Source organism: Cyanobium sp. PCC 7001 (genome assembly GCF_000155635.1).
In the GTDB taxonomy this organism is placed as follows: Bacteria; Cyanobacteriota; Cyanobacteriia; order PCC-6307; family Cyanobiaceae; genus NIES-981.
Window position 1 is genome coordinate 843,713 of record NZ_DS990556.1, and the last position, 17,228, is coordinate 860,940.

Annotated in this window: 20 protein-coding genes; 11 read left to right on the plus strand and 9 right to left on the minus strand. The window is 71.0% G+C overall.

All coding sequences use genetic code 11. From position 1 onward, the window contains the following. Positions 1-6: 6 nt before the first annotated feature. Together CPCC7001_RS04135 and cbbX are read left to right on the plus strand one after the other, a co-directional pair. On the plus strand, positions 7-276 hold the full coding sequence (locus CPCC7001_RS04135) for a 4a-hydroxytetrahydrobiopterin dehydratase (RefSeq protein ID WP_006910957.1): 270 nt from the start codon (positions 7-9) through the stop codon (positions 274-276). Next, entirely contained in the window at positions 273-1,187 is a 915-nt protein-coding gene (gene cbbX / locus CPCC7001_RS04140) for a CbbX protein (RefSeq protein WP_043368593.1), read from the plus strand. Before CPCC7001_RS04135 ends, cbbX begins: the two co-directional genes overlap by 4 nt. A gap of 3 nt (positions 1,188-1,190) precedes the next feature. Here cbbX and CPCC7001_RS04145 read toward each other — a convergent pair whose 3' ends face one another. Then, complete coding sequence (locus CPCC7001_RS04145) at positions 1,191-1,454, minus strand: hypothetical protein (protein ID WP_071778264.1); 264 nt, start codon at positions 1,452-1,454, stop codon at positions 1,191-1,193. Positions 1,455-1,726: 272 nt separating this feature from the next. Here CPCC7001_RS04145 and CPCC7001_RS04150 point away from each other — a divergent pair, with 272 nt between their 5' ends. Continuing rightward, positions 1,727-2,185 carry a hypothetical protein gene (locus CPCC7001_RS04150; RefSeq protein WP_006909656.1) on the plus strand — a complete coding sequence of 153 codons (459 nt, stop codon included), beginning with the start codon at positions 1,727-1,729 and terminating at the stop codon, positions 2,183-2,185. A gap of 16 nt (positions 2,186-2,201) precedes the next feature. Here CPCC7001_RS04150 and dnaA read toward each other — a convergent pair whose 3' ends face one another. After that, entirely contained in the window at positions 2,202-3,680 is a 1,479-nt protein-coding gene (gene dnaA, locus CPCC7001_RS04155) for a chromosomal replication initiator protein DnaA (protein WP_006909033.1), read from the minus strand. Positions 3,681-3,776: 96 nt separating this feature from the next. On the opposite strand from dnaA, the gene CPCC7001_RS04160 reads away from it, so the two are divergent. Genes CPCC7001_RS04160 through CPCC7001_RS04170 form a run of 3 tightly spaced genes read left to right on the plus strand, consistent with a single transcriptional unit; the run spans position 3,777 to position 6,279 of the window. Then, on the plus strand, positions 3,777-4,916 hold the full coding sequence (locus CPCC7001_RS04160; RefSeq protein WP_043369504.1) for a trypsin-like peptidase domain-containing protein: 1,140 nt from the start codon (positions 3,777-3,779) through the stop codon (positions 4,914-4,916). Between the two features lie 13 nt (positions 4,917-4,929). Next, positions 4,930-5,547 carry a TIGR04282 family arsenosugar biosynthesis glycosyltransferase gene (locus CPCC7001_RS04165; RefSeq protein WP_006910714.1) on the plus strand — a complete coding sequence of 206 codons (618 nt, stop codon included), beginning with the start codon at positions 4,930-4,932 and terminating at the stop codon, positions 5,545-5,547. Positions 5,548-5,550: 3 nt separating this feature from the next. Further along, complete coding sequence (locus tag CPCC7001_RS04170; RefSeq protein ID WP_006909887.1) at positions 5,551-6,279, plus strand: TIGR04283 family arsenosugar biosynthesis glycosyltransferase; 729 nt, start codon at positions 5,551-5,553, stop codon at positions 6,277-6,279. Here the strand turns inward: CPCC7001_RS04170 and CPCC7001_RS04175 are convergent. Beyond that, positions 6,276-6,764 carry a GNAT family N-acetyltransferase gene (locus CPCC7001_RS04175; RefSeq protein ID WP_006910477.1) on the minus strand — a complete coding sequence of 163 codons (489 nt, stop codon included), beginning with the start codon at positions 6,762-6,764 and terminating at the stop codon, positions 6,276-6,278. The two genes, CPCC7001_RS04170 and CPCC7001_RS04175, sit on opposite strands and share 4 nt — an antisense overlap. A gap of 37 nt (positions 6,765-6,801) precedes the next feature. Here CPCC7001_RS04175 and CPCC7001_RS04180 point away from each other — a divergent pair, with 37 nt between their 5' ends. Next, entirely contained in the window at positions 6,802-7,674 is an 873-nt protein-coding gene (locus CPCC7001_RS04180; RefSeq protein WP_006911454.1) for an alpha/beta fold hydrolase, read from the plus strand. A 5-nt stretch (positions 7,675-7,679) separates the two neighbouring features. Here the strand turns inward: CPCC7001_RS04180 and CPCC7001_RS04185 are convergent, their stop codons facing one another. Together CPCC7001_RS04185 and hisG are read right to left on the minus strand one after the other, a co-directional pair. Next, positions 7,680-9,479 (minus strand): ABC transporter ATP-binding protein, encoded by a 1,800-nt coding sequence (locus CPCC7001_RS04185; RefSeq protein ID WP_006909610.1) that lies wholly within the window; start codon positions 9,477-9,479, stop codon positions 7,680-7,682. Then, the gene (gene hisG / locus CPCC7001_RS04190) at positions 9,479-10,138 is read right to left on the minus strand and encodes an ATP phosphoribosyltransferase (protein ID WP_006910378.1); all 660 of its coding nucleotides are present in this window, start codon (positions 10,136-10,138) and stop codon (positions 9,479-9,481) included. Before hisG ends, CPCC7001_RS04185 begins: the two co-directional genes overlap by 1 nt. A gap of 29 nt (positions 10,139-10,167) precedes the next feature. Between hisG and gloB the strand changes: the two genes are divergently transcribed. After that, on the plus strand, positions 10,168-10,962 hold the full coding sequence (gene gloB / locus CPCC7001_RS04195) for a hydroxyacylglutathione hydrolase (protein ID WP_050757062.1): 795 nt from the start codon (positions 10,168-10,170) through the stop codon (positions 10,960-10,962). A 39-nt stretch (positions 10,963-11,001) separates the two neighbouring features. Here the strand turns inward: gloB and CPCC7001_RS04200 are convergent, their stop codons facing one another. Beyond that, on the minus strand, positions 11,002-12,165 hold the full coding sequence (locus CPCC7001_RS04200) for an ABC transporter ATP-binding protein (protein ID WP_006911700.1): 1,164 nt from the start codon (positions 12,163-12,165) through the stop codon (positions 11,002-11,004). A 38-nt stretch (positions 12,166-12,203) separates the two neighbouring features. On the opposite strand from CPCC7001_RS04200, the gene CPCC7001_RS04205 reads away from it, so the two are divergent. Next, positions 12,204-12,653, plus strand: a complete 450-nt coding sequence (locus CPCC7001_RS04205; RefSeq protein WP_006909754.1) for a RidA family protein — start codon at positions 12,204-12,206, stop codon at positions 12,651-12,653. 19 nt (positions 12,654-12,672) lie between these two features. On the opposite strand, the gene CPCC7001_RS04210 is transcribed toward CPCC7001_RS04205, so the two are convergent. Continuing rightward, the gene (locus CPCC7001_RS04210) at positions 12,673-12,897 is read right to left on the minus strand and encodes a hypothetical protein (RefSeq protein ID WP_006909542.1); all 225 of its coding nucleotides are present in this window, start codon (positions 12,895-12,897) and stop codon (positions 12,673-12,675) included. A gap of 137 nt (positions 12,898-13,034) precedes the next feature. Between CPCC7001_RS04210 and CPCC7001_RS13955 the strand changes: the two genes are divergently transcribed. Further along, positions 13,035-13,517: a hypothetical protein gene (locus CPCC7001_RS13955; RefSeq protein ID WP_156796674.1), complete on the plus strand. Its 483-nt coding sequence runs from the start codon at positions 13,035-13,037 to the stop codon at positions 13,515-13,517. On the opposite strand, the gene CPCC7001_RS04220 is transcribed toward CPCC7001_RS13955, so the two are convergent. Both CPCC7001_RS04220 and CPCC7001_RS04225 read right to left on the minus strand, forming a co-directional pair. Beyond that, positions 13,469-14,806, minus strand: coding sequence for a DUF2254 domain-containing protein (locus tag CPCC7001_RS04220; protein WP_006910407.1), 1,338 nt, complete (start codon positions 14,804-14,806; stop codon positions 13,469-13,471). The two genes, CPCC7001_RS13955 and CPCC7001_RS04220, sit on opposite strands and share 49 nt — an antisense overlap. A gap of 589 nt (positions 14,807-15,395) precedes the next feature. Then, a complete protein-coding gene (locus CPCC7001_RS04225) occupies positions 15,396-16,283 on the minus strand; it encodes an MBL fold metallo-hydrolase (protein WP_006910673.1) in 888 nt (295 codons plus the stop codon). 94 nt (positions 16,284-16,377) lie between these two features. On the opposite strand from CPCC7001_RS04225, the gene CPCC7001_RS04230 reads away from it, so the two are divergent. Then, entirely contained in the window at positions 16,378-17,166 is a 789-nt protein-coding gene (locus CPCC7001_RS04230; protein WP_006909473.1) for an ABC transporter ATP-binding protein, read from the plus strand. The last annotated feature ends 62 nt before the right edge of the window (positions 17,167-17,228 follow it).

A 17,228-nucleotide genomic window follows, 5' to 3' on the forward strand; every position in this document is an offset into this window, starting at 1 on the left:
CTGGCTATGGAGCAGACCTGGACTCCCCGCCCCAAGCCCGAGCATCCGGAGCGCCTGGAGCGCCGGATCGAATTCGCCGACTACGGGGCCACCCGCGATTTCCTGGAGCGGCTCAACGACCTCTGCGAAGCGGAGTCGCGCTACCCCGACATCAGCTTCGGGCGCACCTACGTGAATCTCACCCTGCGCTCCGAGACGGACGCCGACACCGTCGGCGCCCCGGACCACGCCTTCGCCGCGGCGATCGATGGCCTGCTGGCGGATGGCGGCACGTGAGCGCGTCCGAGCCTGCCGTGGATCTGTGGGCCGCCTACGAGGGGGCCGGCATTCAGGAGGTGCTGGATGAGCTGGATCGCGAGCTGATCGGCCTGCGGCCGGTGAAGGCCCGCATCCGGGAGATCGCGGCCCTGCTGGTGGTGAACCGGGCCCGGCAGCAGGTGGGACTCGAAACGGCGCCGCCCTCGCTGCACATGTCCTTCACCGGCGGCCCCGGCACCGGCAAGACCACGGTGGCCGAGCGGATGAGCAAGATCCTGCACGGCCTCGGCTATGTGCGCAAAGGCCACGTGGTGACCGCCACCCGGGACGATCTGGTGGGGCAGTACATCGGCCATACGGCTCCCAAGACGCGGGAGATGTTGAAGAAGGCCATGGGTGGCGTGCTGTTCATCGACGAGGCCTATTACCTTTACCGGCCCGAGAACGAGCGGGATTACGGCGCCGAAGCCATCGAGATCCTGCTGCAGGTGATGGAGAACAACCGGGATGATCTGGTGGTGATCTTTGCCGGGTACAAAGACCGAATGGATGTGTTCTACCACTCCAATCCAGGGCTCTCGTCGCGGGTGGCGAACCACATCGACTTTCCCGACTACACCGCGCCTGAACTGCTGGCCATTGCCCGCATGATCCTCGCCCACGAGAACTACCGCTTCAGCCAGGAAGCCGTGGCCGCCTTCGAGGACTACATCCACCGCCGCATGCAGCTGCCCTTCTTCGCCAACGCCCGCTCGATCCGCAATGCCATCGACCGGGCGCGGATGCGTCAGGCCAACCGGCTGTTCAGCCGCATGGGCAGCGCCCTCACCAAGCTCGATCTGATGACGATCGAGGCGGAGGATATCACTGCATCACGGGTGTTCCAGGGGGAGGTGGAAGGCCTGGATCCGGCTGTGCCGCTCACCTGAGAGTCAGTTGGGGAAGGGGTCCAGGCGCGGCGATGCCGGCGGACGGCCCGTGCCCCCTTCCAGCTTGGTGCCGCAGGTGATGCTGCCATCGCTGGCGACGCTGCAGTTCTCGGGCACCACGGTGGAACCGGCCGGCGGCGGCGCACCTTGCCGCTGCCAGGTCTGGGTCTGGGCCTGAGCCGGCGGGGCCGCAGCCAGACTGAGGCCGGTGGCCAGTGCCGCGAGCGCTGCCGGCAGCAAGGAGGCGGGGGCGGAAGGCTGCGCCACGGAACCGGATGGCTGGGACTGAGAGAACCCTAGCCGCTGCCTTGGCGCTGGGGTGATGGAGGCGGCGCCGACACTTGGCCCCCACGGAGTCACCGGGCAGGCGAAGGCTGCACCGGTGGTGGTGTCTTGCCTGCAACAGCGCTGATCAGAAACAGCCCGGATCACGCCATCGCCATACAATCCAAGCGATGAACATCCACATGATGAACCCCGTGCCATCCACCCATCAGGGATCGTGTCACCGTCGCGCGCGCACTGCGCGGCCACTGCTGATGGCAGCCAGCTCGGTGATGGCCTTTCTGGCCACAGCCGCCATTCCAGGTTTGGCTCAGGCGGAAACCTGCACATTCCTCCAGCCGATCGGAGGCGATGGCAGCGATCCCGTGGTGTCCAAAACCGTGGGCCGGGCGAAGTTGCTCGGCCGAACGAACTGGAACACCGATTTCATCGTGGATCGCCCCTACAAGAGCTACAAGTTCTTCTTCACGGCGAATTCCTCCGATGCCAATGCTAAATATCCCGTGGAGGGATTCATGAAATTCACCGATGGCACCAGCCTGCAGGTGATCAACGCCACGATGAATCCGCCGATCGGCAAGGGACAGGAGTTCGGTCCATTCCCGGCGGTGCCCGAGAAGCAGGCCAGCCAGATGAACTTCAAGGTGGGAGCCAGCAGCGACCCGGGGGCCCTCGGCTTCAGCTACCGCATCTCGGTGCAGGGGTGCCTGTGAGCCGCAGGAGCTGAGCTCAGCGCCGCTTGCGGGAATCGATCTGCAGCAGGTCACGCACCTGCTGCACCTGGCGGGCAAGGGCAGGATCGGCGCTGAGCTTCCTCTCGATCTGCTCCACGGCGTACATCACCGTGGAGTGGTCCTTGCCCCCGAACACCTCGCCGATGCGGGGCAGGGAGAGGTTGGTGCTGTGGCGCATCAGGTACATCCCCACCTGGCGGGCCTGGCTCACGGCCCGCTTGCGGCTGGGGCTGCGCATCTCGTCCCCCCCCACGCCGAACACCTCCGACACCTTCTCCAGCACCTGCTCGGGCTTCACCTCCACGTCCCGGCCGGCCGGATCGAGCATGGGCGCCACCGACTCCACCGTCATCGGCAGACCGGTGATCGAGGCGAAGGCCACGGCCCGGGTGAGGGCGCCCTCGAGCTCGCGGATGTTGGAGGTGAAGCGGCCGGCGATGAACTGGATCAGCTCGCGCGGCAGGGCCATCTGCTCCTGTTCGGCCTTCTTGTGCAGGATCGCCATGCGGGTCTCGAGGTCCGGCGCCTGGATGTCGGCGATCAGACCCATGGAGAAGCGGGAGATCAGCCGCTCCTGCAGCCTGGGGATCTGGCTGGGGGGGCGGTCGGAGGCGATCACGATCTGCCTGCCCGCTTCATGCAGGGCGTTGAAGGTGTGGAAGAACTCCTCCTGGGTGTACTCCTTGCCCTCGATGAACTGGATGTCGTCCACCAGGATCAGGTCGGCTGCGCGGTAGCGGTCGCGGAAGGCCTGCATCCCGTCCTTGCGGATGGCCTGGATCAGGTCGTTGGTGAAGGTTTCGGTGGACACATAGAACACCCGCGCCTCCGGGTTGATCTCGAGGCGGTAATGCCCGATCGCCTGCATCAGGTGGGTCTTGCCCAGGCCCACACCGCCACAGATGAACAGCGGATTGAATTCCCGGCCCGGCGCCTCGGCCACGGCCAGGGCCGCCGCATGGGCCATGCGGCTGTTCGGACCCACCACGAAGCGGTTGAACACGTAGCGGGGATTCAGGCCCGGCGCGAAGGCCTGGCGCCCCCCACGGCCATGCACCGTCGGCCCGGGGGCGCTGCCGGCCACCGGAGCGCCGCCGTTGCCACCGGGCTGGCCCATGGCTGAGGCAGGCACCCCGGTGGCGGATCCGTAAGGGGGGGCTGGAGCCCCGGGCAGCTCAACCACCACCTGTTGGCCGCCCACCGCCAGGCCCACGGCGGGCTCGGCCTGGGGGGCGGTGTCGACGGACACCTGCAGGGGGCGGCCGGCGATCTCGCTGGCCACCGCGGCGATCGTGTCGAGGTAGTTCTTGCGGAGCCAGCCGCAGGCGAAGCTGTTGGGGGCCTCCAGGTGCAGGGCGGAGCCATGGAGGCCCTGGCAGCGGGCCGGGCGGATCCAGGTCTCGAAGGTGGGCTTGCTGAAACGCGCCTGGAGTGCCTGCTGAACCTGGTGCCACAGCTCTTCTGCCTGCTGCACCGACGGCCCCCTCTCGCGGGTGCTGAATATACGCAGATCCCCCGGCCCGGTCGGTCTTAAATGAAGCGCATTCCCACCTGGCCCACGCCACCCCCGATGCCCCGTACCCGCTCCTGGCCCGGCGCCGTGCTGATCGGCTCGCTGCTGCTCACGGGCTGCACGGGCGGGATGCCACGGCTGCCGCAGCTGCCGCGTCTGCCCGGCCAGCCGGACCAGGGCAACGTGCGGATCAGCGACGCCGGCCCGACGCCGCCGCTGCAGCCCAGCAACAACGTGATCGTGGATGCGGTGGCCAAGGTGGGCCCCTCGGTGGTGCGGATCGACACCACCAAGCGGATCATCAACCCCCTGGGCGGTCTGTTCGGCCGTGGCCCCACCATCCAGGAGCAGCAGGGCCAGGGGTCGGGCTTCATCACCCGCTCCGACGGCGTGCTGCTCACCAACGCCCACGTGGTGGACGGCGCCAGCGAAGTGAGCGTGACCCTGCCGGACGGCCGCAGTTTCACCGGCAAGGTGCTGGGCAGCGATCCCCTCACCGACGTGGCGGTGGTGAAGGTGGTGGCCACCAACCTGCCCGTGGCGCCGCTGGGGGATTCCGCCAAGCTGCGGCCCGGGGAATGGGCGATCGCCATCGGCAATCCCCTCGGCCTCGACAACACCGTGACCGCCGGGATCATCAGTGCCATCCAGCGCACCAACGCGGTGGGCGAGGGCCAGCGGGTGCCCTACATCCAGACCGATGCGGCGGTGAACCCCGGCAACAGCGGCGGACCGCTGATCAACGACCGGGGTCAGGTGATCGGCATCAACACGGCCATCCGCCAGGCACCCGGGGCGGGCCTGAGCTTCGCCGTGCCGATCAACGTGGCCAAGCAGATCGCGGCCCAGATCCTGGAGCGGGGCTTCGCCAGCCATCCCTACATCGGCGTGCGGCTCCAGGCCCTCACCCCCCAGCTGGCGCGCGAGATCAACGCCACCACCGACCAGTGCCGGCTGCCGGAGGTGAACGGCGTGGTGGTGGTGGATGTGATGCAGGGCAGCCCGGCCTCCAAGGGGGGCCTCAAGCCCTGCGACCTGATCGAATCGGTGGGTGGACGCAAGGTGCGCAATCCCTCGGAGGTGCAGCTGGCGGTGGACCAGGGCCGCGTCGGGGAACCCCTCGAGGTGGTGGTGCGCCGCGGCGATGCCACCACCTCCCTCACCCTCCAGCCGGCCGAGCTGCCGCGGCAGGAATGAGGCGGCGGGCCGAATGAGCGCCGCAGCCCCCCTGGAGCTGGTGGTGATGGCCCGCTGGCCGGCCCCCGGGCGCTGCAAGAGCCGCCTGGCCGCCGGCATCGGTGCGGGCCGGGCCGCGGCGATCCAGGGCCGGTTGATCCAGCACACGCTGGCCACCGCCCGTCTGAGCCGCCGCAGGCTGGGCTGCCGCCTGGTGCTGGCCGTGCAGGGGCTGGGGCCGCGGGCCTGCCGGCGCTGGGGGGCCGAGCTGGGCTGTGACGTAGCGGTGCCCCAGGGCGGCGGCGGTCTGGGCACGCGGCTGCAGCGGCAGCTGCAGCGCGCCCTCGCCGCCGGGGCCGGCCGCGTGGTGCTGATCGGCAGCGACCTGCCGACCCTGGAAAGCGCCGATCTGGAGGCGGCCTTCGCCGGCCTCGGACCCAGCGGGCTGGTGCTGGGCCCGGCCGGCGATGGCGGCTACTGGCTGATCGGCCTTGATCACTCCAGGCCGGCTCTGCTGGCCGGGATCCCCTGGGGCAGTGGCGCGGTGCTGGAGTGCACCCTCGCGGTGGCCAGGCGCCTCGAGCTCAGCCCCGTGCTGCTGGCGGTGCGCCACGATCTGGACCGGGCCGCCGACCTGAGACCCTGGCGCTGAGCCATGAGCGCCCAGGACCCCTGGCTGAGTGTGGTGATCGCCAGCCGCAACGAACGCCGGGCCCTGCCGCCGCTGCTGGCCCAGCTGGGCAGCGCTCCGGATCTGGTGCGGGAGGTGCTGGTGGTGGATGGCGGCAGCGATGACGGCAGTGGCCAGCTGGCCGGCCTGGCCGGCGCCGCCCTGCTGCGCTCGGAGCCTGGTCGCGGCTGCCAGCTCGCCCTCGGCGCCAGGGAGGCCCGGGGGCCCTGGCTGCTGCTGCTCCATGCCGACGTGCGGCTGCCCACCGACTGGGCGCAGCGGATCCGGGCGGTGCCGCAGCGACAGGGGCAGGACCAGGCGCTGGGCGCCTGGTATTTCGATCTGGGCATCGCCGGCGCTCACCCCGGCCTGCGGCTGGTGGAGCTGGGGGTGGCCCTGCGCAGCCGCTGGCGCCAGCTGCCCTATGGCGATCAGGGTCTGCTGCTGCCCCTGTCGCTCTACCGGGCCAGCGGCGGGATGCGGCCCCTGCCGCTGATGGAGGATCTGGATCTGGTGCAGCGGCTGCGGCGCCTGGCCCAGCTGCGCAGCCTGGGGGCGGCGGTGCGGGTGGATCCGCGGCGCTGGCGGCAGGGGGGGATCTGGCGCACCACCCTCGACAATGCCCGCCTGCGCCGCCAGTGGCGCCGGGGCGTGCCCGCCGCCACCCTGGCCCGCCGGTACTACGGCGGCAGCTGGAACGACCCAGGCGCCTAGGGCGCGTACCAGAAGGCGCAGCGGCGCTCGAGGGGCTCCAGCTCCCAGCCCTGGGCCTGATAGAACTCCACCACCTGGGGGTCGGCGAACAGGCTGACGCGGTCCACCTCCATGCTGCGCAGCTGATCCAGCACGTAGAGCATCAGCGCCTTGCCCAATCCCACCCCCTGGTAGTGGGGGTGCACCGCCACGTCCCAGACCGTGGCCTCCACCACCCCGTCGCCGGTGCAGCGGGCGAAGCCCACCAGCTTCGGCAGGCGGGGATCGTGGCGCCACAGCCCCACCCGCAGCAGGCTGTTCTGCAGCGCCTTGCGCACGCGCCGCAGGGGACGGCGGCTCCAGCCCACCGCGTCGCAGAGCTGCTCGAGCTCGATCAGGTCGATCTCCCGCTGGGTGCTGAGCACCAGGGAGATCTGGGGGTTGGGCGTCGGGCAGAGCCGATGCCCCTCCCCGTAGAGAGTGGTGAGGAGCTCGACCGGATCCACGGACACGGCGGGGCGCGGGATGCCACGATCCTGCCTGATGGCACCAGCAACAGCGCGACGATCCAGCCTTTCCGGCGCATGCCCGGCCGAGCAGCGTCCGCTGATCGTGGCGGCCCATGGCTGGCTGCTGGCCGGACGCCTGTGGGACCGGCTGGCGGCCAGCCTTGCCCCCGGCTGGGACCTCTGGGCTCCGGATCTGCCCGGGTTCGGCGGGCGGGAACGGCCGAAGGGCCTGCAGCCCAGCCTGGCCAGCTATGGCACCTGGCTGGCCCGTGAGGCCAGCGAGCGGGCCTGGAACGGCCGGCCCGTGGTGCTGATGGGCCATTCCCTCGGCGGCAGCCTGGCCCTGCATGCGGCGCCGCAGCTGGGCAGCCAGCTGGCCGGCCTGATCCAGATCGCCGTGGGCGGCGGGGTGTATCAGCCCCGGCCCTTCGCCCAGGTGCGACGCGGCGGAGCGGTGTTTCTGAAGTTGCGGCCCCGCTGGCTGCTGCGGCTGCCGGGCAGTGATGGCCTGCGCAGCCCGCTGCTGGCCGACCGCCATGCCGCCCAGGGGCTGCTGGCCTGCAGCATGCGCCGCAGTGCGGTGCGGCAGCTGCCCGGCCTCGCGGCCTGCCTCACGGTGCCGAGCCTGTGGATCGCCGGCAGCCGCGATCAGGTGATGGAACCCCGCTATGTGCGCCACCTGGCGGGGTATGCCCCCCGGCACGACGTGCGGGTGCTGGAGGGCGCGGGCCACCTGCCGATGCTGCGGCAGCCCGAGGCCCTGGCGGAGCTGATCCGCCCCTGGCTGGAGGCCCTGGATGCCCCCCGTGCCCCGGAGTGCCCCGGTGCCGCCGGCACGACGGGGCCGGCCACGGTGATCCGGCTTCAGAGCAAGTCCAGGCCGCCCCCCCCGCCCGAGGGGGCCTGAGTCCCTCAGAGAGCGGCCAGCCCCTTGTCCTGCAGCTCCGCCAGCCGGGCATAGAGGCCGCCGGCGTCCCGCAGCTGCCGGTGGGTGCCCTGCTCGATCAGCCGGCCCCGCTGCAGCACCAGGATCCGGTCGGCCGCCTCCACGGTGGCGAGGCGGTGGGCGATCACGATGGCGGTGCGCTGCTGCAGCAGACGGTCCAGGTCCTGCTGCAGGGTGGCCTCGGTGGAGGGGTCGAGGAAGGCCGTGGCCTCATCCATCACCAGCACGGAGGGATCGCGGATCGCGACCCGGGCCACCGCCAGCAGCTGGCGCTCGCCGGAGGAGAGGTTGGCGCCGCGCTCCCGCAGCTCGGTGGCGAGGCCATCCGGCAGCCGCCGCAGCAGGGGATCGAGGCCGAGGTCGCGGCAGAGCTGGGCCAGCTCCTCGGTGGCGATCGGCGCGTCGAGCCGCAGGTTGTCGGCCACGTTGCCGCTGAACAGGAAGGTGTCCTGCAGCACCACCCCCAGCCGCTGGCGCAGGGTGGGGATGGGCAGCTCGCGGATGTCGATCCCATCCAGCAGGATCCGACCGCGCTGGGGCTCGTAGAGGCGGCAGAGGAGGCGGATCACCGTGGTCTTGCCGGAGCCGGTGGGACCCACCAGGGCCACATGCTCCCCGGGGGCGATGCGGAAGGAGAGATCGGTGAGGATCGGGTCGTCCTGCCGGTAGGCGAAGGACACGTTCTCGAACACCACTTCGCCGGCGCTGCTGCGCTGGCCGCCGGAGCGCCGGGCCGCCGCCGAGCGCTGGGAGGCGGGGAGTTCCTGGATCTCGATCGGCTGCTCGAGCAGTTCGCCGATCCGTTCCACCGCGGTGAGTCCGCCCTGGATCTGGGTGAAACGCTCGGCGAGTTGACGCAGCGGATCGAACAGCCGCTGGGAATAGAGGATGAAGGTGGTGAGGGTGCCCAGCCCCAGGGCGCCGGCGGTGACCATGCTGCCGCCCAGGGCCAGCACCAGGGCCACGGCCACCAGGGCCACCCATTCGATGAAGGCCGAGATGGCGCTGTCGTAGAAGATCGTGCCGGTGACGGCCTTGCGGTAGGCGTCGGTGGTGCGGGCGAAGCGGGCGCTGTTGACCCGCTCGCGCCGGAACATCTGCACAACCTCAAGCCCCTGCAGGTTCTCCTGCAGATCGGCGTTGAGCTGGCTCAGTTCCTCCCGCACCCGGTAGTTGGCGCGGCGGTAGCGGCGCTGCAGCCAGAGCATGCCCAGCACCACCGGCAGCTGGGAGCAGAGCAGCAGCAGGCCGAGGCGCCATTCGATGCTGAGCATGGTGACGGCGATCACCAGCAGGGTGACCAGATCGGCCAGCACCCCCACGGCGCCGCTGCCGAACACCTCGGCCAGGGCGTCCACATCGCTGGTGAGCCGGGTAAGCAGCTTGCCCACGGGCATGCGGTCGTGGAAGCGCAGCGACAGGGCCATCGCATGGGCGAAGAGGTCGTCGCGGATGCGGGCCGTGAGCCGCTGACCCACCGCCTGCACGCTGTAGCTCTGCACGCCCTGGAGGGCGAGGCGCAGCAGCACCGCCCCCAGCAGCACCAGCACCAGCAGGCGCAGGGCCTGGGCCACGGGCATGCCGGTGAGGAAGCCCAGGGTGGGTTCGCCCCGCAGCACGGCGATCGCCTGGCCCACCAGCAGCGGCTGGATCGCGGCGGCAGCCGCCACCGGGATCAGCAGCAGCAGGGTGACCAGCAGCCGGCGGCGATCCCGCCCCAGATAGGGGAGAAGACGTCGCAGGCGCTCGCGGTCCAGGGCCGCCATCAGGCCACCCCGGCCGGCAGCGGCGCCGCCGACACCGCGGCCACTCGGTCCACGATCGCCTGGAGCGGACCGTCATCCAGCCGCAGGGCCAGGGGATGGCCCACCAGGCGGGCGGTGGAGTGGAAGAGGTCTTCGATCGCGATCAGCCCGTTCTCCTCGAGGGTGCGGCCGGTGGCCACCAGATCCACGATCGCTTCGCTCATGCCGGTGATCGGACCGAGTTCCACTGAACCGGCCAGATGGATCAGCTCCACGGGAAGGTCGAGCGCCTCGAAATAGGCCTCGGCGCAGCGGGTGAACTTGCTGGCCACGCGGCAGTGGGCCGGCAGGTCCACGGCGCGGCGGTAGGGACTGCTGGCCTTCACGGCCACGCTCATGCGGCAGCCGCCGAAGCCGAGGTCCACCAGCTGGGCCACCGGCAGCTGGTGCTCCCGCAGCACGTCGTAGCCCACCACGCCCAGCTGGGCCTGGCCATAGGCCACGTACACCGGCACATCGGCGTTGCGCACCAGCAGGGCCCGGGCCGCACCGCAGGCGCTCGGCACCATCAGCTGCCGGTTGCCCGGCTCGAGCACCGCCGCAAAGTCAAGGCCGGCGGCCGCGAAGCGACGCACTGAATCCTTGAGGAGGGCACCCTTGGCCAGGGCAACGGTGATCATGGAGACACTCCGCAGACCGGACTTTAACGATGGGCCCTGACGCCCGAGAGAACACCACCGGCTCCGCCGCAGGCCCGCCCGGGACCCTCGCGGTGTCCCTGATCCCGGTGCTGCAGGACAACTACGTGTTCCTGCTGGAACGGGACGGCGAGGCGGCGGTGGTGGATCCCGCCGTGGCCGCCCCCGTGGACGCGGCCCTGCGGCAGAGGCACCTGCAGCTGCGCGCCATCCTCCACACCCACCACCACAGCGACCACATCGGTGGCACGCCGGAGCTGCTGCGGCGCTGGCCCGGCTGCGCCGTGGTGGCCGCCGCCGCCGACCGGCAGCGGATCCCCTTCCAGACCCGCAGCGTGGCCGATGGCGAGCGCTTCACGTTGCTGGGTGAACCGGTGGAGGTGATCGCCGTGCCCGGCCACACACGGGCCCACATCGCCTACTGGCTGCCGCGCTCCGGCCATCTCTTCTGCGGCGACACCCTCTTCGCCGGGGGCTGCGGGCGCCTGTTCGAGGGCAGCGCCGCCGAGATGCACCACTCCCTGCAGCGGCTGGCGGCCCTGCCCGCCGACACCCGGGTGTGGTGCGCCCACGAGTACACCGCCGCCAACCTGGGCTGGGCGCGGGCCGTGGCGCCTGAGGAGGATCCGGCCGCCGCTGCGGCGATCGCGGAGCGGCTGCAGCAGGTGCTGGAGCAGCGCCAGCGGGGAATCGCCACCGTGCCGAGCCGGATCGGGGTGGAGCTGGCCACCAACCTGTTCCTGCGGGCGCCGGATGCCCCCGCCCTGGCCAGGCGGCGGCGGCACAAGGACCACTGGCGTGGCTGAGGCAGACGCTCCCTCCGCCCCCGGCCCGGCCCCACGCGTTCAGAGCGCCACCAGGGGCAGGCGCTGGGGGAACAGGATGCCGCCGTGCCCCGGCCTCAGCTGCAGCCGGCAGCGCTGACCACGGCCGTACTCCTGCTCCAGCGGCAGGCGCAGCCGCAGGGTGAGCCCGTCGAGGTGGAGCTGATACAGCCAGGCACTGCCAAGGAACTCCCGGCCCAGCACCCAGGCCTCGCCATTGGCCTGCGGCACCAGATCGATCGCCTCCGGACTCACCAGCACCTCGGCCTGGGAATCGAGCGGCCCGTCCAGCACGGCTGCGGAGGCGGCCTTGCGGGCCGCGAGCCTGCCGAGGGGTGTGCACAGCAGACCGTCCTGGCACTGCGCCGGCAGCAGATTGCCCTGCAGCACGAAGCGACCCACGAAGGCGGTGGCGGGCTGCTGCACCAGATCCCGTGGACTGGCGCACTGGTGCAGCTCCCCGTCGCACAGCACCGCCACCCGGTCGCAGATGGCCAGGGCCTCCTCGGGATCGTGGGTCACGATCAGGCCGCTGGCGCCGCACTGGCTGAGCACCAGCGGCAACTCGCTGCGCAGGCGCAGCCGCACCTCCACATCGAGATTGGAGAAGGGTTCATCGAGCAGCACCACCGAGGGCCCCGGGGCCAGGGCCCTGGCCAGGGCCAGCCGCTGACGCTGGCCGCCGGAGAGTTCGTGGGGATAGCGGCGCTCCAGACCCTTGAGCCCCAGCAGCTCCAGCAGCCAGGCGGCCCGGCTGGTGTCCTGGCCGCGACGCAGGCCGAAACAGGCGTTGCGCCAGGCATCGAGATGGGGGAAGAGGGCGTAGTCCTGGAACACCATCCCCACCCCGCGGCGTTCCGGCACCAGCCAGCGCGAGGGCCCGGCCACCTGGCGGCCATCGATCAGCACGGCCCCCCGCTCGGGCCGCTCGAAGCCGGCGATCAGGCGCAGCAGGGTGGTCTTGCCGCAGCCGGAGGGACCCAGCAAGCCCATCAGCTCGCCGTGCCTCAGGCTCAGCTCGAGACCCCGCAAGGTCCAGTTGCCCTCCCCGGCGGCGGCGTAGCAATGCCAGAGGTCCTGCAGCCGCACATGCTCGCGGAGCTGCAGATCCGGGGGAGTGAGGGCAGTGAGGGGTGAGGCGATGGCAGCGAAGGCCTGGGGGCCCGGAGTTCGCGGCACCATCATGATGAAGGCCCACGTCGCGAACGGGAGCCATCCGCGCCATGAGCAGCTCCGCATCAGCCAGCCCCACGACGGAGCCCACCGCCCTTCCGACAGCCGTAGCCGTTCACGAGGCGGTTCACACCACCGAGGCCCCGGCTCCGGTGGGTCCCTACAACCAGGCGGTGCTGGCGGGGGGGCTGCTGTTCTGCTCCGGGCAGATCGGCCTGGATCCGGCCAGCGGCCAGATGGTGGGCGGTGGGGATGTGGAGGCCGAAACCCGTCAGGTGCTGCGCAACCTGGAGGCGGTGCTGCGGGCGGCCGGCAGCACGCCGGCCCAGGTGGTTCGCACCACGGTGTTTCTGGCGGACCTGGCCGATTTCGCGGCGGTGAACGCCATCTACGCCGAAACCTTCGGGGAGGGGGTCTCCCCGGCCAGGGCCTGCGTGGAGGTGGCCGCCCTGCCGAAGGGGGCCCGGGTGGAGATCGACTGCATCGCCCTGGTGGGCTGAGCAGGTCGGGGCGACGCCGTCAGCCGGGATCCACCGGACACTCCATCAGACCCTGGGCCTGGTCATCCACTTCGCTGAGGCGGGCCAGGATCGCCTGCAGATCCTGGGGGGCGAGTTCACCGTCGCCGCCCCACTTCATGCAGGTGCTGCCGAGGCAGGTGGCGTCGGGAGCAACGAGGTTGCTGAGGTCGCTGGCGGGATCGTGGCGGTGGCGTTCCATCCGGCCCCCTGTCTGGGATTCCACACTAAGCCGATCCGGGCTCCGCGACTGAGACGCATCTGGTCACAGATCGCCGCGCCTCCGGTCATGGGGCAGACACACGGCCCCGGTTGAGTGAGGGCATCCCCCCGAGGGGGACTCGTCCTCACACGATGACCACCATGACCATCCAACCGCTTCACCGGCGCCTGCTCGCCCTGATGGGCGCCACCGGCCTGCTGGGCCTGATGGCCGCGCCCTCCGCTGCGCTGGCCGGCCCCCGGGCATGGCAGAAACCCGCCTACGTGCTCGTGCCCGCCCGCCAGGTGCCGATCCGTCGGGTGCCGATTCAGCAGCTGCCGGCGCGGCGCGTGGTGCGCACGGTGGACCGCCGCGATCGGCGCAACCCGAGGGTGTACGACACCTACGCCGTGCAGAGCGTTCCCTACCGCCGCGAGTCGCGGGTGGAGGAGCTGCGGGCCGATCTGGAACGGGACGCCCGCCGCTGCAACACCGGCCGCCTGGTGGGCGGGTTGCTGGGGGGTGGCGCCGGCTACATCGCCTCCCAGGATGACGGCCGGGCCTGGGCCGTGCCACTCGGCGCCCTGCTCGGTTCTCAGGTGGGCTGCAACGTGGGGTCCGGCCGCGGTCCGGCTCCCTGGTGAATCCAGGCAGCCGCCTGGCGCAGCCGCTGCCGTTCCGCCTCCAGCCGCAGGGCCTGCTCGCCGTGCTCGAGGGCCAGCAAGGCCTGGCCCCGGGCCGCCTGGCTCAGGCCCGGCAGCGGCAGCAGGCTCAGCCGGTGCAGCCCCTTCTGCAGCCGCAGCCCCACCTCGAGGGATCCGGCTCCATCGCGGGCCAGGGCCTGGAAGGCATCGTCCAGCAGATCGGCCATGGCCAGACCGGGGAGCCGCAACCGGTCGAAGCGCGGTGGCACGGCTTCACGGCGCTGACGGTCCAGCGACGCCTCGGCCCAGTGGCTGAACAGCCGCACGAAGCTGCCGATCACGTGAATCGCCGTGCCGGGGTCATTCACCGCCGGGGACAGGGCCCGGCTGGCGATCTCCGAGAGCACCACCAGCCCGAAGCGCGGATCATCGTCGAAGGTGCGGCTCTCACCGATCAGAAAGGTGTCGGCCATCTGCTCGAGGAGCTCCGGATCCGTGACGGTCTGCCCCCACACCCGGGCCAGCACCCGGCTGGTGGTGATGAAAGCCCCGGGCAGCGCCCGCACCGCCACCTGCACGCCCGCCGTCTCCGCCAGCAGCTGCAGTGCACCCAGGTCGATGCGCTGCAGGTAGCCCACCTGCTGGCTCAGCACCTCCACGCAGCCGGCGGGCTCATCGGCCACCAGAGGGAGGGCTCCCAGGGTGGGGCGCTGGGCCCGATCAAGCAGCGCGCGGGCCGCCACCGCCTCCACCCGGCTGATGGTGTTGGTGACCCGGCCCAGCCGGGCGATGCGATCCACCCAGGTGACGAAGCTGAGCACCACCACCGCGAACACCAGCAGGGTGAGCAGGAAGAGGGCGAAGCGGCCGGTGCGGCCATACAGCCCGTTCATCAGGGCGATCAGGGCCACGATGCCGAAGATGAACGCGCCGATGAAGGTGGAGAGGGCGTACTGGGACACGTCGTCCGACACCACCACCGCCAGGGCCCGCGGCGTGGCCACGGTGCCCGCCGAGGCATAGGCCGACAGCATCGAACCGGCCGCGAACACGGCGATCACCAGCATGCTGGAGGAGATGATCCGCAGCAGGGTCTCCAGCGTGTCGGCGCTGATGTCCGGCAGCAGCAGATCGGGAAGCAGCCCGTCCACCAGGCGGGCCAGGGCCACGCCCACCAGGGACACCAGGCAGAGCAGCAGCGGCTTGACCCAGAGCTTCTCCCGCAGCCGGTTGAGAGCAAAGGCGAGGCGCCCCTGCAGGCTCAGGGCGATGGGGTCATGGCGGGCCATGGCAGGGCGGGGGCGCAGCCCGTCCAGTGTCAGGCCTCAGCAGGACACCCAGACCGCTTCAAGCCCGTTCCAACAGCAAAGCCCGGGACGGAGGTCCCGGGCTGTTGTCGGCTTAGCCGTGGTGCCCGTCTCCATGACAGGAGGCGGAGAGGGGGCGCAGCTAGGTGATCGAACGGATCGTCAAAAAAGGGTCGTCAGATGTTGACGTGAAGGTCTTCGGTTGTGGGGGCGGAGCTGGCTGGCGATGGCTCCTGGGGCCATGGCGCTAGAGAGGTTCTTCGTGGCTTCCGGGGCACCTGGACCGGGGTCGTGGCGCAACTGGTTCAACCAGGTGCAGGGCGGTGCATGGAGCGGTGGAGAAGAACCGGAGATGGTTCGAGATTGTTGGAGCAGGGTCCGAACGTCAGTGCGCTCCTGACATCTGGTTGGGCGGAGTGTCGTCCACAGGGAGCCTCCGAGATCGGTTGAACACACCATCGGCCCAAACCACGGCAGCGTCGAGGGCAGGGCCCGCAACGGACAACTCTCTTCACTGGCGGCAATGCCGCTTCACACTGCCTCCGCCTGCGTTCTCTCGGCCTGCACGGCCTCAGCCCGCAGCAAGTCCGCGGCAGTAGGCCAGGGTGCAGTCGATCGCCGGGCCCCAGGCGCCCGGCTCGAAGGGATGGCGATCGCCATGGCCCGGCAGCAGCCAGCGCACGTCGAGGTCGCGCAGCCGCTCCACCGAGGCCACCTGGCTGGGCCAGTCCCACCAGCAGTAGGTGCGGGACGCCACCACGGCCTGCTGGGCCGGACTCCACCAGAGGTGATCGCCGCTGAACAGGATCTGCTCGCCCAGCAGCGCCACCATCGAACCGGCGGTGTGGCCAGGGGTGGGGATCAGGCGCAGCTGGGTATCGAGGGCCACGGGGGCATGGCCCTCCACCAGCCGCTCGGCCTCGGGGGCCGCGTCGGCATCGGCCTGGTGGATCCAGCGCTCGCAGCCGAACTCTGCCGCCCAGCGGTCATGGTCGGCCACGTCGTCGCGGTGGGTGAGCACGATGGCGGCCAGCCCGCCGAGGGCCTCGATGCGGCGGGCCAGATGGCCGTTGAAGCGGGGGCTGTCGATCAGCACGTTGCCCTGGGGCCGCACCACGAGGTAGCTGCTGGCACCGAAGCTCTTGCGCGAGGCCCAGCCGCAGTAGTGCACGGCGCCGGCCGGATGGGAGAAGAGAAGGGCAGGAAAGCCCTCGGCCGGCGTGTGGCGCAGCAGCTCGGGAGTGGCCCCGATGGCCGCCACCGGACAGGCCTGCAAGGCGAGCAGGGCCTGGGCGATCTCCGGCTCCCCCTCCGGCTGGTGCACCACGTGGGAACTGTCGCCGGTGGGGGCGAAGTGGTGGGGATCCCACTGCCAGCAGGTGCCGCAGTCGATGCAGGTGGAATCCACGTAGAAGGCGCCAGGGGCGTTGCTGGGCAGGCGCAGGGCGGGCCGGGCCATCCGGGGTGTGCGGGTTCTCAACCTAGGCAGCAGCGGCGAGGGGCCTGCCCCGCACCGCCAGAATCGCTACACCCGAGCGGCGTGGCCGGCGGCGATGCCAGAGCCCTACTTCGAGCTTCAGGCGGTGACGGCCTACCGGGGCAGGCGGCCGGTGTTCGAGAACCTGAGCCTGCGGCTGTGCACCGGCGAACACACGGTGATCCTCGGCCCGAACGGCTCCGGCAAGAGCTCCCTGATCAAGCTGCTCAGCCGCGAGATCTATCCGGTGGTGCAGCCGGGGTCGTGGCTGCGGATCTTCGGGCGGGACACGGTGAACCTCTGGGCGCTGCGCCATCGGATCGGGCTGGTGTCGCCCGATCTGCAGGCCCACTACAGGCCCGGGGTGAGAGGAGAGGATGTGGTGCTCTCCGGCTTCTTCGGTTCGGTGGGGCTGGGCCGCAGCCAGCAGCCCAGCGATTCCCAACGGCAGCGGGTGGCGGAGCTGATGGCTCAGCTGGGGCTCAGCGCCCTGGCCCAACGGCCCTTCGGCGAACTCTCGGATGGCCAGCGGCGGCGCCTGCTGCTGGCCCGGGCCCTGGTGCACGACCCTGACGTGCTGGTGCTGGATGAACCCACCAACGGCCTCGATCTCAAGGCCCGTCACCAGCTGCTCGCCCTGCTGCGGCAGCTGGCCCAGCGGGGCACCACGCTGCTGCTGGTGACGCACCAGATCGAGGCGATCGTTCCCGAGATCCGCCGCTGCGTGCTGCTGCGCGGGGGGCAGGTGGTGGGCGACGGAGCGGTGGAGGAGCTGCTGGAGGCCGGTCCGCTGAGTGCGCTGTTCGACACGCCCCTGCAGGTGGTGAGCGTGGGAGGCTTCCGTCAGGTGCTGCCGGCGGCCTGAAGGCGGAAACTCCCGAAAACGCCCACCCCGCCGACCCTGTCGCCATGCCCCGCTTGCTCCCC